We start from the raw sequence: 14,581 nt of genomic DNA on the forward strand, positions 1-14,581 counted from the left end.
GTTCAGGGTGGAGGTGGTCGCCCTCTCGTCGATCAGCGAGGAGGGGCTCGACCAGGCGTAGCCGAACGGACGCACCGCGAGGTCGCCGTCCCGCGTCGGCTCGGTCGCGGTCACGGTCATCGTCACGGCCGTCACACCGTCGACCGGCACCCCGGCCACGCCCGTGACCGGCAGGTTGACCGTCTCCCCCGGCGCCACGGCCCGCGCCTGCGGAACCCCGATCGCCTCCCGGGTGTCCAGCAGCCGCACCGGGCCCACCGGCGTGTACGCGCTGCCGCCGGTCCGGTCCTCGTACGCGCCCCGGTCGCGGGTTCCGCTGCCGGTACCGGTGTTGGGCACCGTCGGGTCGTCCTGCGCCGCGTTCCCCTTGAGGTCGACGGTCAGCATGCCGGGCGCGTTCTCGTCGGCCGAGTCGAACTGGTGCTTGGGCGCGTCGGGCCGGTTCCGCGCGTCCCTGGACGTGGGTTCGACGAAGTCGTGGGCGCCCTGTCCGCTGGCCGCTGTGAAGGCCGCCCGGTCCGTGTACCCGGTGCCGGCCCAGTCGTAGGCGGGCGACCCGCTGCGCGAGTCGACCACGTTGTAGTCGAGCTTCAGACCGGCCGTGGCGCTCCGGTCGACGGTGATGCCGACGGCCGGGGTGCTCGCGTCGCAGCGCTCGCCGCGCTCGTTCGCGGTGTTGATGACGTTGTTCTCGACCGTGGTTCCGGCGGAGGCACCGGTCAGGACGAGGCCCTTCGAGCAGTCCCCGAGGGTGTTGCTCACGACGACGGTGCCCGGGGCGCCGTCGACCCGGACGGAGCCGGCCGTGTTCGTGCTGAGCACGGTCCCGGTCGAGCCGCCGTCCACCGTGATGTCGGAGAAACCGCTGCGGACGGCACTGACCCGCTCGGAGCCGTTGGTGATCCGCAGCGCCGGGCCGCCGGCCAGACCGACCTCCGAGAAGGACACGTCGCGCGAGCCGTCGACGAGCACGGCCGTGTTCTGCGGTCCGGTCAGAACCTTCAGCACCTCGAACCGGACGTGTTGGGCCCCCTTGACGGTGAGTCCCCCGCCGGGCTTGTCGGAGGTGCCGAGGTAGGCCCAGCCCGAGTTGTACGGCGCGGGCTGTCCGGCCGTCGGGCCGCGGAAGGTGATGGGTGCCTCGGCCGTGCCCGAGTGGTCGACGGTCACGGGCTCGACGTAGGTGCCGTCGGCGATCTGGACCGTCTGGCCGGGCCGGGCCGCGGCGGCCGCGGCGGCCACCGTGCAGTAGGGCCGGGCCAGGGTGCCCGTGCCGTCGTCGGCACAGGCGGCCGCGGCCGCGTTGTTGACGTAAAGAGTGGTGGCGGCCGCCTGCGCGCCGCTCGTCGCGACGGCCGGCAGGCCGACCGTTCCGAGCAGCGTCACGCCGACCGCAAGTGTCGTGCGAATTCTGGACATGGAACCCCCCTGACAGGCCGACGGCCTGACAACATGTCAATCCTCTGCACCCGGACAGGCCGAGGACGAACGGACGAACCCAAGGACGACCTTCGCGCCTTCACGGTTCCCCCGCCGAAAAGCCGGGGCGCCGGACCTGCCGGCGCCCCGTTCGTGGACCTCCTACCGCCCCGGGCGGACGGTGATGTCGGTGATCTCCGCGTCCCGGGAGGCGTCCAGCGCCGCCAGGACCGCCTTCGCCACCGACTCCGGCTCGATCCACTGGCCGGCGTCGTACACCCGGCCCTCCTGCTGGTGCACCTTGACCTGCATCGCGGTGGCGGTACGGCCCGGGTACACCGAGGTGACCCGCACGCCGTTGCCGTGCTCCTCCAGCCGCAGCGAGTCGGCGAGGGCCCGCAGCCCGTGCTTGCTCGCCGCGTACGCCGACCAGTCGGCACTCGCCCGCAGCCCGGCGCCGGAGTTGACGAACACCACATGGCCCTTGGCCAGCCGCACCGAGGGCAGCAGCAGCCGGGTCAGCTCGGCGGGGGCGACCAGATTGACGTTCAGGGTCTCCTGCCAGGCCTTGACCGGCAGTTCGCCGACCGGGGCCAGCTCGACCATGCCCGCCACGTGCAGCAGCGAGTCCAGCTCGACCGGCGGCGTCTGGTGCCCGAGGGCCCAGGAGAGCTTCGCCGGGTCGGCGAGGTCGCCGACCAGGGTCCGCGCGCCGGGGAAGCGCTCGCGCAGCTCGGCGGCGCGGCGGGCGTCGCGGGCCAGCAGCCAGAGCTCGTCCCCGCGCTCGGCGAGACGGGTGGCGAGGACGGCGCCGATGCCGGAGCCGGCGCCAGTGATCAGATGAGAGGCCATGACCGTGATCCTCTCAGCCCTTGAGCTGTTCGAAGACCTGGGCCGGGGCGTCGGCGAAGGTGATCAGCTCGCCCAGCGGGCGGGGCAGGAAGCCCTCGGCCTCCATCCGCTCCAGCTGGGTGCGCAGCCCCGCGTAGAAGCCCTCGGTGTCCAGCACCACCACCGGCTTGTCGTGCAGCGCGTGCTTCTTCAGCTCCAGCACCTCGGTCACCTCGTCCAGGGTGCCCAGCCCGCCGACCAGGACCACCACCGCGTCCGCGCGCATCAGCAGCTGCGCCTTGCGCTCGGCCAGGTCGGCGGTGGTGACCAGCTCGTCGGCCCCGTCGTACGCCTTGTGCTTCAGGAACTCGACGGAGATGCCGACCAGCCGCCCCCCGGCAGCCTTCACCCCGTCGGCGAGCAGCCCCATCAGCCCGGCGTTCGACCCGCCCCACACCAGGGTGTGCCCGCCCTCCCCGAGCAGCCGGGCGAACTCGGCGGCGGGGGCCGAGTAGCGGTCGTCGAGCGAGTACGCGGAGCAGAAGACGCAGATATTCATAGTGCCTCCCGGTCTATCACGCCCCCGCACCCCCGCTCACCGGGTTTGTCCGCCGCCTCAGTCCTTGTACGGGACGAGCACCGCCAGGTCCAGCATGAAGCCGAACGGCTCCGGAATGCCGATCCCGTCACCGAACTTCCGGTCCGTGCGGGTGTGGTAGCGGTCGTGGTCGGGCTCGGAGAACAGCGTCACCGTCCGCTCGCGCGGGTCCACGATCAGGTAGAGCGGGATCCGCATCACGGCGTAGTCGTGCAGCTTCACGCCACGCCCTCCAGGCGACTCGCGACCGTCAGCCGAGCAGTTGCCGCCCGTCATGGGACCGCGTGGCCGGTGCGGCACTGTCCCGGAGCGCGTCCAGGACACGTACCGCGTACACCTCGGCCATGCGGTCGGACACCTCGGCCGGTGCGAGCCAGGCGACGGCGGTCGACTCCTCCGAGAGCCGCTCGCTCCCGCTCTCCGGTCGGCAGCGGAACACCAGGGCGACGATTCCGCGACTCACGTTCTTGTAGACGCCGGTCAGCCGCTCCACGCCGACCTTGATCCCGGTCTCCTCGAACACCTCGCGCCGCACGCCGTCCTCAACGGCTTCCGCCACCTCCAGCACTCCGCCCGGCGGCTCCCAGGTCCCGTTGTCGGCCCGCCTGATCGCCAGCACCCGGCCGTCCTCCCGCACCACCACCCCGGCGACGGACACCGAGTGGAGCGGCGTTGACCGGGAGTTCCCGGCGCTGTTCCTCATGTGCAGGAGAATAGGAGCCTCGAATGGTGACGTGGCCTCGTCGGCCACAGCAAAGTACTTGCAGATCGCGGCCGATCTCGCCGCACAGATCGCATCGGGCGGCCTCGCCCCCGGCGCGACCGTGCCCAGCGAAGCCGAGCTCATGCAACGGTACGGAGTGGCGTCCGGCACGGTGCGCAAGGCCGTCGCACTGAGTCCCGGCGCGCCGGTGATCCACCTCGTTCGCGATGCCGTCGCCACGGACGACCGGGTGGTCGGCGTGTGCGACACCGTCATGGCCGCCGACCAGTTCGTCCTCGACCACCGCTTCCCCGCGCGGGACTGAGGAGCTGTCAACTCTGTCGACCTGCCGCGGGATTCTCCCGCGGCAGGTCGACTCATGTACATGAGCGCATGGCAGAAGCCCGTTCAGAGGAGATGCGGCCCTGCAAGGGCGGAGGTCGTTCACGCCGACCTGGCGATCACCCGGTGAGGCCGTCGGAGGACAGGCCCGACTCCGATGACGTGTGTCCCGGCGCCGATCCCGTCCGGGCCTGGGCCGCGTACGGCGTTTCAGCGGCGGCCGCGCTCCACGTCCTCACCGCGGCCCTGGTGCTGATCGGCCACTTCCGCTGAACGCCGCCCGCGCCGCCGGGTCGGCGGCGCGGGCGGTCACGGCCGAGCTCGTCCTCAGACGTTGACGGCCGGGCGTTCCGTGGTGGCGATGGTGGCGGAGCCGACGACGCGGGTGCCGTCGTAGAGGACGACGGCCTGGCCGGGGGCGATGCCGCGGGCCGGGGTGTCGAGGTCGACGCGGAGGGTGTCGTCGGTGACCGAGGCGCTGACCGGGACCTCCTCGCCGTGGGCGCGCAGCTGGGCGGTGTAGCGGCCGTCGGCCAGGGGCTCGGTGCCGCACCAGCGGGGGCGGATCGCGGTGAGGCCGGTGACGTCGAGGCCCTCGGCCGGGCCGACGGTGACGGTGTTGTTCACCGGCGAGATGTCCAGTACGTAGCGCGGCTTGCCGTCGGCGGCCGGGCGGCCGATCCGCAGGCCCTTGCGCTGGCCGATGGTGAAGCCGTAGGCGCCGTCGTGCTCGCCGAGCTTGGTGCCGTCGACGTCCAGGATGTCGCCGGTGGCGGTGCCGAGGTGGCGGGCCAGGAAGCCCTGGGTGTCGCCGTCGGCGATGAAGCAGATGTCGTGCGAGTCGGGCTTCTTGGCGACGCCCAGGCCGCGCCGCTCGGCCTCCTCGCGGATGACGTCCTTGGTGGTGTCGCCGAGCGGGAAGAGCGAGTGGGCGAGCTGGTCGGCGTCGAGCACGCCGAGCACGTAGGACTGGTCCTTGGCCGCGTCGACGGCCCGGTGCAGTTCGCGGGCGCCGTCCGGCCGGTCGACGATCCGGGCGTAGTGGCCGGTGCAGACGGCGTCGAAGCCGAGGGCGACCGCCTTGTCCAGCAGCGCCGCGAACTTGATCTTCTCGTTGCAGCGCAGGCACGGGTTGGGGGTGCGCCCGGCCGCGTACTCGGCCACGAAGTCGTCGATGACGTCCTCGCGGAAGCGCTCGGCGAGGTCCCAGACGTAGAACGGGATGCCGATCACATCGGCGGCGCGGCGGGCGTCCCGGGAGTCCTCGATGGTGCAGCAGCCGCGCGCGCCGGTGCGGAAGGACTGCGGGTTGCTGGACAGGGCCAGGTGCACACCGGTCACCTCGTGGCCTGCCTCGACCGCGCGGGCCGCGGCGACGGCGGAGTCCACCCCGCCGGACATCGCCGCGAGCACACGCAGGCGGCCGGTGGGGGACGGAGCGGTCGGGGCACCCGGGAAGTCAGTCATGATGACAACAAGCGTACGTGGTGCCGCCCGGCATTCCACCGGGGTTCCGGCTCAGCGCCGGACGGCCTTCCCGCTCGGCACCGGACGGCCTTCCGGCTCAGCGCCGGACGGCCGCGAGACCGGCGTTGCGGGCGCGCTGGACGGCCGGGGCGATGGCCTCCGCGAGGGCGGTGACATCGTCGCGGGTGGAGGTGTGGCCGAGCGAGAAGCGCAGCGAGGCCCGGGCGAGCAGCGGGTCGACGCCCATCGCCAGCAGCACGTGGCTGGGCTGCGGGACGCCGGCCGAGCAGGCCGAGCCGGTGGAGCACTCGATGCCCCGGGCGTCGAGCAGCATCAGCAGCGCGTCGCCCTCGCAGCCGGGGAAGGAGAAGTGCGCGTTGGCGGGCAGCCGCCCCTCCCCCGCCGGGTCGCCGTTGAGCACCGCGTCCGGGACGGCGGCGAGCACGCTCGCGACCAGTTCGTCCCGCAGCCCGCCGAGGGCGAGGGCGTGCTCCTCGCGGCGTTCGACGGCGATGGCCGCGGCGGCCGCGAAGCCGGCGGCGGCGGGGGCGTCCAGGGTGCCGGAGCGGACGTCGCGCTCCTGGCCGCCGCCGTGCAGCAGCGGAACGGGCGTCGCGCCGCGCGACAGCAGCAGCGCGCCGATGCCGAACGGGCCGCCGATCTTGTGGCCGGTGACGGTGAGCGCGGTGAGTCCGGAGCCGGCGAAGGAGACCGGCACCTGGCCGAGCGCCTGCACCGCGTCGGCGTGCATCGGGATGCCGTACTCGGCGGCGACGGCGGCGAGTTCGGCGACCGGCTGGACGGTGCCGACCTCGTTGTTGGCCCACATGACGGTGACCAGCGCGACCGAGGCGGGGTCGCGTTCGATCGCCTCGCGCAGCGCCGCCGGGTGCACCCGGCCGAGCGCGTCCACCGGCAGGTAGTCGACGGTGGCGCCCTCGTGCTCGGCGAGCCAGTGCACGGCGTCCAGCACCGCGTGGTGCTCGACGGGGCTGCACAGCACCCGGGTGCGGGCCGGGTCGGCGCCGCGGCGGGCCCAGTACAGGCCCTTGACCGCCAGGTTGTCGGACTCGGTGCCGCCGCCGGTGAGGACGATCTCGCTGGGCCGGGCGCCGAGCGACTCGGCGAGCGACTCGCGGGCCTCCTCGACCACCCGGCGGGCCCGGCGGCCGGCCGCGTGCAGGGAGGAGGCGTTGCCGACGACCCCCAGGTGTGCCGTCATCGCGGCGATCGCCTCGGGCAGCATCGGCGTGGTCGCCGCATGGTCCAGGTATGGCATAACCATGCGATTGTAGTGGCCCTCCGGCCTGCACCGGACCGGTGCGTCCGGCACGGCCGGGCGCACCGCACCGATCCGGCCACCGGACGGCGGTCACCGGGGCGGTGCCCCTCGGGGCAGCCCCGGTACGGGATTCGGCCCCCGAACGGTTAGCCTGACGGCCACCAGCACGCGGCCGGACGGCCATCGCCACGCGGCCCGACGGCCATCACCACCCGGCAGGACGGCCACCGCCACCCGGCGCGAAGGCCACCGCCACGCGGCCCGGCCGGAACCAGGAACGGGGGAGCGCAATGTCGCAGTCGGTCGATCGGGCGCTGACCCTGCTCGGCTCGCTCGGCGACGGACCGGTGACCCTGGAGCAGGCCGCCGGCTCGATCGGGGTGCACAAGTCCACCGCCCTGCGGCTGCTGCGCACCCTGGAGGAGCACGGCTTCGTGCACCGGCTGTCCGACCGCCGCTACCGGCTCGGCGGCCGGGTGCTGTCGCTGGCCCAGCGGGCGCTCCAGGAGATCGACGTCCGGCAGGTCGCCGCCCCGTACCTGGCCGCGCTGAACGAGCGCTGCGGCTGCACCGTGCAGCTGGCCGTGCTGCAGGACGACGAGGTGCTGTACCTGGACGAGCTGGCCGGCCGCTGGAGCACCGATCCGGGCCGGCCGACCCGGATCGGGCGGCGGGCGTCGGCCGCCGGGACGGCGATCGGCCGGGTGCTGCTGGCCGGGCTGCCCCCGACCGGTGCGGCGGCGAGCAGTGCGGCGGCGAGCGGTGCGGCGGCGGACACCCTGGCCGCCGAACTGGCGGCGGTGCGCCACCGGGGCTGGGCGGCGGAGTCGGCCGAGCACCGGGAGGCGGTCACCTGCGTGGCGGCGCCGGTGGCGGGCAGCGACGGGCGGGCGGTCGCGGCCTGCGCGATCTCGGCGCCGGCCGACCGGATGCCGTCGGCCGAGCTGCTGCGGCTGGTGCCGGAGCTGCTCTGCACCGCGGAGGCGGTCTCGCTGGCGTACGGCGGCTCGCCTACTCCTCGCTGGTGCGAGAACCGTTGCGGTGCCAGGCCCGCGGCGCGCGCCAGCCGTACTTGAGGGCGAGCATCCGCAGGATGAACGCGGTCAGCGCGGCGGCGGTGCCGGTGGCGGCGGTGAGGCTGTCGAGGGCGATCAGCACGGCGACCAGGGCGGCGCCGACGAGGGCCGGCACGGCGTAGATCTCGCGGTCCCAGCGCAGCAGCGAGGGGAGTTCGCCGGCCAGGACGTCGCGCATCACCCCGCCGCCGGCGGCGGTCACCATGCCGAGGGCGACCGAGGAGACCGCGCCGAGCCCGTAGTCGTGGGCCTTGGCGGTGCCGGTGACGCAGAACAAGCCGAGGCCGAGCGCGTCGAGGGTCTGCACGGCGCGGTTGATCCGCTCGACCTCGGGGTGCAGGAAGAAGACCACCAGCCCGGCGAGCAGCGGGGTGACGAAGTAGCCGAGGTTGCTGAACGCGGCGACCGGGGTGGCGCCGATGACGAGATCGCGCATCACTCCGCCGCCGAGCGCGGTGACCTCGGCGAGGACGCAGATGCCGAAGATGTCCATGTTCTTGCGGACGGCGAGCAGCCCTCCGGAGAGGGCGAAGACGAAGATGCCGACGAGGTCCAGCGACTGCTGCACGTCGGAGGGGAAGATCTGCGAGGTCACCGCACCAGTGTGACCCGGCCGGTCCTCCCCTCCGACCGCGCGGTCAGGCGGAGGCCGGCGCCCCGGCGCCGGTGACGGCGTTCTCCGGGAAGTGGCAGGCCACCTGGTGGCCGGCCGTCGCCGCGACGAGCGGCGGCTCCTGGCTCGCGCAGATCTCCTGGGCCTTCCAGCAGCGGGTGCGGAAGCGGCAGCCGCTCGGCGGGTTGATCGGCGAGGGCACGTCGCCCTTGAGCAGGATCCGCTCGCGCCCGCCGCGCTGGCGCCGGCGCGGGTCGGGCACCGGGACGGCCGACATCAGCGCGGTGGTGTACGGGTGCATCGGGCTGCGGTAGAGCGAGTCCCGGTCGGCGATCTCGACGATCTTGCCGAGGTACATCACGGCGACCCGGTCGGAGACGTGCCGGACCACCGAGAGGTCGTGCGCGATGATCAGGTAGGTCAGGCCGAGTTCCCGCTGGAGGTCGTCGAGCAGGTTGACCACCTGGGCCTGGATGGAGACGTCCAGGGCGGAGACCGGCTCGTCGGCGACGATCATCCGGGGCCGCAGGGCGAGCGCCCGGGCGATGCCGATGCGCTGGCGCTGGCCGCCGGAGAACTCGTGCGGGTAGCGGTTGTAGTGCTCGGGGCTGAGCCCGCACAGCTCCAGCAGTTCCTGGACGGCCTTCTTGGTCCCGCCCTCGGGCTCGGCCTTCTGCAGCCGGAACGGCGCGCCGACGATGGTGCCGACGGTGTGCCGCGGGTTCAGCGAGGAGTACGGGTCCTGGAAGATCATCTGGATGTCGCGGCGCAGCGGCCGCATCGCCCCGACGCCCAGGTGGGTGATGTCGGTGCCCTCGAACTCGATCGTCCCGGCGGTCGGCTCGTCGAGCCGGGTGACCAGCCGGCCCATGGTCGACTTGCCGCAGCCGGACTCGCCGACGACGCCCAGGGTCTCACCGGCGTTGACCGTGAAGTCGATGCCGTCGACCGCCCGGACGGCGCCGGTCTGGCGCCGCATCAGGCCGCTGTGGATGGGGAAGTGCCGGGTCAGGCCGGTCACCCGGAGCAGCGGCTGCCGATCCGGGGCGGGCGCCGGCGCGGGGATGGTCGCCGCCTGGGTGTCCGTCATCGGTTCTCTCCAGAAAGGTGGTACGAGTCCGGGCTCACAGCCGGGGCGCGATCTCTTCGGTGAAGATGCGGTGCCGCTCGGAGAGCGCGAGGTGGCAGGCCGCGTGGTGGCCGGGCGCGACCTCGGTGAGCCCCGGGGTCTCCTCGGTGGAGCGCCCGCCGGTCAGCGCCGCGTAGGGGCAGCGCGGGTGGAAGGCGCAGCCGGACGGCACGTTGATCAGGCTGGGCGGGGTGCCCTTGACCGGGACGAGCCGCTCCTGGAGCTCCCGGTCGAGGCGCGGCATCGAGCCCAGCAGGCCCCAGGTGTAGGGGTGTTCCGGCGAGTCGAAGAGGGTCTCGGCCGGGCCGCGCTCGACGCACTTGCCGCCGTACATGACGAGGATGTCGTCGGCGAGCTCGGCGACCACCCCGAGGTCGTGGGTGATGATGATGACGGCCGAGCCGAACTCCTCCTGGAGGTCCCGGATGAGGTCCAGGATCTGCGCCTGCACGGTGACGTCCAGGGCGGTGGTGGGCTCGTCGGCGATCAGCAGCGAGGGGTCGTTGACCAGGGCCATGGCGATCATGGCGCGCTGGCGCATGCCGCCGGAGAACTGGTGCGGGTAGTCGTCGACCCGGCGGTCGGGCTGCGGGATGCCGACCCGGTCGAGCATCTCGACGGCGCGGGCGCGGGCCTGCTTCTTGTTCGCCTGCGGGTGGTGCACCCGGTAGGCCTCGACGATCTGCTGCCCCACCGTGTAGTAGGGGTGCATCGCGGTCAGCGGGTCCTGGAAGATCATCGCCATCTGGCGGCCGCGCAGTTCCCTGACCCGGTCCGGGCCGGCCGCGACGAGGTCCTCGCCGTCGAGCCGGATCTCGCCGGTGATCCGGGCCCGCTTGGAGCGGTGCAGGCCCATGATGCCGAGCGAGGTGACGGACTTGCCGGAGCCGGACTCGCCGACGATGCCGAGGGTGCGGCCCTTGGCCAGGTCGAAGCTGACCCCGTCGACGGAGCGGACCAGGCCGTCGTCGGTGTCGAAGTGGATCCGCAGGTCCCGGACGGAGAGGTACGGGTCCCCTCCGGCCGGGGCGGCCGCGCGGGCCGGGGTCTTCTGGAGCTCGGTCACGACAGCCTCACTCGGGGGTCGACAGCGGCGTACAGGAGGTCAACCACGAGGTTGCAGAGGACGATGAAGAAGGCGGCGAGCAGCGTGGTGCCGAGGATCTTCGGCAGGTCGTTGTCGGAGATCGCCTGGACGGCGAACTGGCCGACGCCCTGGAGCGAGAAGACCTGCTCGGTGATCAGCGCACCGCCGAGCAGCAGACCGAGGTCCATGCCGAAGATGGTGACGATCGGGGTGAGCGCGGCGCGCAGTCCGTGCCGGGTGACGACCTTGCGCTCGGCCAGGCCCTTGGCCCGGGCGGTGCGGATGTAGTCCTCGCTCATCGTCTCCAGCATTCCGGCGCGGGTGAGCCGGGCGTAGAGCGCGGAGTAGAGGAAGGCCAGCGAGATCCAGGGCAGGATCAGGTTGCGGGCCCACATCAGCGGGTCGTCGGTGAAGTTGACGTACTGCAGGTTGTCCAGGATCGGCCACTCGTAGCTGAACACCGTGAGCAGCAGCGCGCCGGTGAAGAAGACCGGCAGCGAGACGCCGGCGAGCGCGATGCCCATCGAGATCCGGTCGAAGATCGAGCGCGGCTTGAGAGCGGAGACGACGCCGGTGGCGACGCCGGAGACCAGCCAGAGCGTGGCCGCGCCGATGGCGAGCGACAGCGTGACCGGGATCCGCTTGGACAGCTCGGGCCAGACCTCCAGGTGGTTCTTGAAGGAGTAGCCGAAGCAGGGCACGTGGCAGGTGGCCGGTTCCGGTCCGAACTTGTATTCGGCGCCGCTGACCAGCCCCTTGAGGAAGTTCCAGTACTGGGTGTACAGCGGCTGGTCGAGGCCGAGGTTCTTCTTGACCGCCGCGATCGCGTCGGGAGAGGGGTTCTTCCCGATGTACTGGGTGGCCAGCTGGTCGACCGTCTCGCCGGCGAGGCGCGGGAGCAGGAAGAAGATCGCGAAGGTGACCGCGCTGACGACCAGCAGCAGCACCGCCGCGGCGAGGATCCTGCGGATGATGTAGGCAAACACAGTTGGTCGGCTCCGGCCGCCCGCCGCCGTCCGGGGTCCTCCGGACGGCGGCGGGCTTGCCGCTGCCTTCACCTGCCTTCAGGGATGCGGAGCCAGGCTCTTACTTGGTGGTGCCGATGTTCAGGTAGTCGTACTCACCCGAGAAGGCCGGCGTGGACGCGAGGTTGGTGGCGTTGTCCGGGCGGTACAGGAAGACCTTGAAGTCGGTCAGCGGGACGTAGACCGCCTGCTCCATGACCTTCTTGTCGATGTCGCCGTAGATCTTCTCGCGGGCCGCGCGGTCCGGGTTGGTGGCGGCGTCGTCGAGCAGCTTGTTGACCGCCGGGTCGTTCAGCGAGGCCAGGTTGCTGTTGCCGGAGGCCTTGATCGCGCGGCCGTCGACGATCTGCTGCAGGAAGCCGTAGCCGGTCGGCCAGTCGGCGCCCCACTGCATCATCATCAGACCGATGTTGTGCTCCTTGGCGAACTTCGGAGCGCCGGCGCTGTCGGCCAGGTACTTGCCCTGCGGGAACTGCTGGATCTCGGCGTTGATGCCGACCTTCTTCAGCGCGGCCTGGATCGAGGTGGCCGCGGCGACCTCGGTGGCGCGCTCGGTGCGGGCGGAGAGCACGGTGGTGATGCTGTCCTTGCCACAGGCCTTCAGCGCGGCCTTGGCCTTGGCCTCGTCACCCTTGTTGTCCTTGGTCTCCCAGACGTTGAAGTCCTGGTGGCCCGGGATGTCGGGCGGGAGCACGGTGTTGGCGACCTGGCCGCGGACGGGGCCGCCGAGCGCGGTCTGCACCGAGACCTTGTCGACCGCGTACTGGACGGCCTTGCGGCACTCGATGTTGTCGAACGGCGCGACATCGGTGTTGATGGCCATGTAGACCAGCCGGCCGCCGTAGGCGTTGTCCGTGTTGGCCTTCAGCTTCGGGTTCTGCAGGATCTGCGCCTGGGTCTGCGGGTCGACACCGCCACCCACCAGGTCGACCTGGGCGTTGCCGGCCAGCAGGTCCTTGTCGATGGTGGCCTGGTCGATGTTCATCCGGAGCACGATCTTGTCCGGCAGCTGCTTGCGGATCGGGTCGGTGCTCGGGTCCCAGTTGGTGTTCGGGACCAGGACGGCCTGCTTGCCGTCCTCGTAGGACTCGAACTTGAAGGAGCCGGAGGAGACGATCTTCTTGACGTACTCGGCGCCGGTGTCCTTGGCCTGCGGGACCGGGACCGTCTGCGGGGCGCTGACCAGGTAGTCGAAGTCGGCGAAGGCGTGCGTCAGGTGGAAGACGATGGTGGTGTCGTCCGGGGTCTCGATCGACTTCAGGTCGCCGGTCTTGTCCTTGTACGGACCCTCGTACGGCGTGGGGTTGTCGACCAGCAGCTCCTTGAAGTACGTCGGGCCGTTGGAGTTCACGTCCGGCGCGAAGTTGGAGCGCTCGACGGCGTACTTGACGTCCTTCGAGGTGATCGGGGTGCCGTCGTCGTACTTCAGGCCCTTGCGCAGCTTGTACGTCCAGCTCAGGCCGTCGGCGCTGACCTGGCCGAGCGACTCGGCGAGGTCCGGGACGAGCTTGTTGCCCGCCTCGCCGGCGCCCGGCTGGAAGGTGGTGAGCGGACGGCCGTACAGACGCGAGAAGTTGTAGATGTACGCGTAGTACGTGTTGCCCGGGTCGAGCGAGTCGGGGGTGCCCTTCATCTCGAAGGTCACCGTCCCGCCCTTCTTGTCCGAGGCGTTGACGATGCCCTTGGTGGCCGCGTTGGCACCGGTGCCGCCGGCGGCCTCGGTGGCGGAGCCGGAGGCGGTGGACTTGGCGTCGGTGCTCTTCGCGCTGGACGAGCAGCCGGTGACGACCAGGACCGCGGCTGCGGCCGTGGCGGTCAGTGCGACGGTACGGGACCTACGCATGGGTGAGATCAACCCCTTGAGGAAGTGTTGGCCGAACGAGGGATCCTGACGCGGCGTCAGTTGCTCTTGGGATCGAGGGCGTCACGCAGCCCGTCGCCGAGCAGGTTGAAGGCGAGTACGGTGACGAAGATCGCCACACCGGGGACCACCATGTACTGGGGGTCCACCTGGTAGTACCGGATCGCGTCCTGGAGCATGCCGCCCCAGGAGGCCTGTGGGGGCTGGATGCCCACGCCGAGGAAGCTCAGCCCGGCCTCGAAGAGGATGTTGGTCGGGATCAGCAGGGTCGAGTAGACCAGGATCGGACCGACCAGGTTGGGCAGGAGCTCCTTGAAGAGGATGAACGGCCCGCGGGCGCCGAGGCTCCGGGCCGCGTAGACGAACTCGCGCTCGCGCAGCGAGAGGGTCTGACCGCGCACGATCCGGCCCATGTAGGGCCAGTTGAAGAAGCCGATCACGAAGATCAGCACCATGATGTGCAGCGGGAGGCCGTGCAGGCCGAACGCGCCGCCCTGCAGCGAGGTCGAGATCGCGATCGCGAACAGCAGCAGCGGGAAGGCGAGGAAGACGTCCATCACCCGGCTGATCAGGGTGTCCACCCAGCCGCCGTAGTAGCCGGCCATGATGCCGAGCACGGTGCCGATGGTGTTGGACAGCACGGTCGCGCCGAAGGCGACCAGCAGGGAGACCCAGGAGCCCTCGATGACGCGGGTCAGCAGGTCACGGCCCTGCAGCGGGTCGACGCCGAGCGGGTGGTCCCAGCTCATGCCACCCCAGTCGCCGAACGGCAGACCGCCGAGGTCGGCGTCCAGGAGGTCCTGGTGGAGGGCGTCGGGGTCGAGGCCGAAGGCCGATTCGATCGGCTTGGCCAGCACGGCGAGCAGGATCAGCAGGATCACCACGACGCCGCCGGCGACGGCGGCCTTGTCCCGCTTGAAGCGGGTCCAGGCGATCCGGCCGAGCGAGCGGCCCTCGATCTTCTTGGCCGGGCTCGCGGCGGCGTCTGCCTCCGGTGCGTTGCCGGCGGTCTTGATGGGTGCGGTCATGGTCAGTTCGGTCCCCTCGCCGACGGTGGCCGGCCCACGGGTGCCGGGCACCGGGATCGGCGGCGCGGCTGGTGCGGACGTGCTTGGGTGCGGACGTGCGGAGGTACAGGAGCGGGGTGT

At 71.8% G+C, this 14,581-nt stretch carries 14 protein-coding genes and 1 pseudogene; 2 read left to right on the plus strand and 13 right to left on the minus strand.

Annotated features, from left to right (window positions below; all coding sequences use genetic code 11):
• The 5 genes from VR45_RS42140 to VR45_RS07935 form a co-directional block, all read right to left on the minus strand.
• Positions 1 to 1,386 (minus strand): right-handed parallel beta-helix repeat-containing protein (locus VR45_RS42140; RefSeq protein WP_199925913.1); only part of this gene is annotated, 1,386 nt, incomplete at its 3' end.
• 195 nt (positions 1,387 to 1,581) lie between these two features.
• Positions 1,582 to 2,271, minus strand: a complete 690-nt coding sequence (locus tag VR45_RS07920; protein ID WP_045938949.1) for an SDR family oxidoreductase — start codon at positions 2,269 to 2,271, stop codon at positions 1,582 to 1,584.
• Between the two features lie 13 nt (positions 2,272 to 2,284).
• Positions 2,285 to 2,809, minus strand: a complete 525-nt coding sequence (locus VR45_RS07925) for a TIGR00730 family Rossman fold protein (RefSeq protein ID WP_045938950.1) — start codon at positions 2,807 to 2,809, stop codon at positions 2,285 to 2,287.
• Between the two features lie 57 nt (positions 2,810 to 2,866).
• Positions 2,867 to 3,070 carry a Uma2 family endonuclease gene (locus VR45_RS07930; RefSeq protein WP_052708927.1) on the minus strand — a complete coding sequence of 68 codons (204 nt, stop codon included), beginning with the start codon at positions 3,068 to 3,070 and terminating at the stop codon, positions 2,867 to 2,869.
• Between the two features lie 28 nt (positions 3,071 to 3,098).
• Complete coding sequence (locus VR45_RS07935) at positions 3,099 to 3,563, minus strand: NUDIX domain-containing protein (RefSeq protein ID WP_045938973.1); 465 nt, start codon at positions 3,561 to 3,563, stop codon at positions 3,099 to 3,101.
• On the opposite strand from VR45_RS07935, the pseudogene VR45_RS50480 reads away from it, so the two are divergent.
• Positions 3,550 to 3,726, plus strand: a pseudogene (locus VR45_RS50480) (GntR family transcriptional regulator); the annotation flags it as partial. The gene VR45_RS07935 and the pseudogene VR45_RS50480 overlap by 14 nt on opposite strands.
• Positions 3,727 to 4,220: 494 nt before the next feature.
• On the opposite strand, the gene mnmA reads toward VR45_RS50480, so the two are convergent.
• Positions 4,221 to 5,360, minus strand: a complete 1,140-nt coding sequence (mnmA, locus tag VR45_RS07945) for a tRNA 2-thiouridine(34) synthase MnmA (RefSeq protein WP_045938951.1) — start codon at positions 5,358 to 5,360, stop codon at positions 4,221 to 4,223.
• A 97-nt stretch (positions 5,361 to 5,457) separates the two neighbouring features.
• Positions 5,458 to 6,639 carry a cysteine desulfurase family protein gene (locus VR45_RS07950; protein ID WP_045938952.1) on the minus strand — a complete coding sequence of 394 codons (1,182 nt, stop codon included), beginning with the start codon at positions 6,637 to 6,639 and terminating at the stop codon, positions 5,458 to 5,460.
• 293 nt (positions 6,640 to 6,932) lie between these two features.
• On the opposite strand from VR45_RS07950, the gene VR45_RS07955 reads away from it, so the two are divergent.
• Positions 6,933 to 7,718 (plus strand): IclR family transcriptional regulator, encoded by a 786-nt coding sequence (locus tag VR45_RS07955; RefSeq protein WP_045938953.1) that lies wholly within the window; start codon positions 6,933 to 6,935, stop codon positions 7,716 to 7,718.
• On the opposite strand, the gene VR45_RS07960 is transcribed toward VR45_RS07955, so the two are convergent.
• The 6 genes from VR45_RS07960 to VR45_RS07985 form a co-directional block, all read right to left on the minus strand.
• Positions 7,654 to 8,313, minus strand: coding sequence for a trimeric intracellular cation channel family protein (locus VR45_RS07960; protein ID WP_045938954.1), 660 nt, complete (start codon positions 8,311 to 8,313; stop codon positions 7,654 to 7,656). The genes VR45_RS07955 and VR45_RS07960 overlap by 65 nt on opposite strands.
• Before the next feature lie 43 nt (positions 8,314 to 8,356).
• Entirely contained in the window at positions 8,357 to 9,421 is a 1,065-nt protein-coding gene (locus VR45_RS07965; RefSeq protein WP_045938955.1) for a dipeptide ABC transporter ATP-binding protein, read from the minus strand.
• 34 nt (positions 9,422 to 9,455) lie between these two features.
• Positions 9,456 to 10,526 (minus strand): ABC transporter ATP-binding protein, encoded by a 1,071-nt coding sequence (locus VR45_RS07970; protein WP_045938956.1) that lies wholly within the window; start codon positions 10,524 to 10,526, stop codon positions 9,456 to 9,458.
• On the minus strand, positions 10,523 to 11,533 hold the full coding sequence (locus VR45_RS07975; RefSeq protein ID WP_045938957.1) for an ABC transporter permease: 1,011 nt from the start codon (positions 11,531 to 11,533) through the stop codon (positions 10,523 to 10,525). The genes VR45_RS07970 and VR45_RS07975 overlap by 4 nt, the downstream gene beginning before the upstream one ends.
• A 100-nt stretch (positions 11,534 to 11,633) precedes the next feature.
• A complete protein-coding gene (locus tag VR45_RS07980) occupies positions 11,634 to 13,415 on the minus strand; it encodes an ABC transporter substrate-binding protein (RefSeq protein WP_045938958.1) in 1,782 nt (593 codons plus the stop codon).
• 56 nt (positions 13,416 to 13,471) lie between these two features.
• Complete coding sequence (locus VR45_RS07985) at positions 13,472 to 14,461, minus strand: ABC transporter permease (protein WP_045938975.1); 990 nt, start codon at positions 14,459 to 14,461, stop codon at positions 13,472 to 13,474.
• Positions 14,462 to 14,581 lie beyond the last annotated feature (120 nt).

The sequence above is a fragment of the Streptomyces sp. NRRL S-495 genome (assembly GCF_000966955.1).
GTDB classification, from domain to species: Bacteria; Actinomycetota; Actinomycetes; order Streptomycetales; family Streptomycetaceae; genus Kitasatospora; species Kitasatospora purpeofusca.

Coding starts and splice junctions, on each gene's coding strand:
- VR45_RS07920 (WP_045938949.1), bottom strand. CDS start 2,271: ATGGCCTCTCATCTGATCACTGGCGCCGGCTCCGGCATCGGCGCCGTC.
- VR45_RS07925 (WP_045938950.1), bottom strand. CDS start 2,809: ATGAATATCTGCGTCTTCTGCTCCGCGTACTCGCTCGACGACCGCTAC.
- mnmA (WP_045938951.1), bottom strand. CDS start 5,360: ATGACTGACTTCCCGGGTGCCCCGACCGCTCCGTCCCCCACCGGCCGC.
- VR45_RS07950 (WP_045938952.1), bottom strand. CDS start 6,639: ATGCCATACCTGGACCATGCGGCGACCACGCCGATGCTGCCCGAGGCG.
- VR45_RS07955 (WP_045938953.1), top strand. CDS start 6,933: ATGTCGCAGTCGGTCGATCGGGCGCTGACCCTGCTCGGCTCGCTCGGC.
- VR45_RS07965 (WP_045938955.1), bottom strand. CDS start 9,421: ATGACGGACACCCAGGCGGCGACCATCCCCGCGCCGGCGCCCGCCCCG.
- VR45_RS07980 (WP_045938958.1), bottom strand. CDS start 13,415: ATGCGTAGGTCCCGTACCGTCGCACTGACCGCCACGGCCGCAGCCGCG.
- VR45_RS07985 (WP_045938975.1), bottom strand. CDS start 14,461: ATGACCGCACCCATCAAGACCGCCGGCAACGCACCGGAGGCAGACGCC.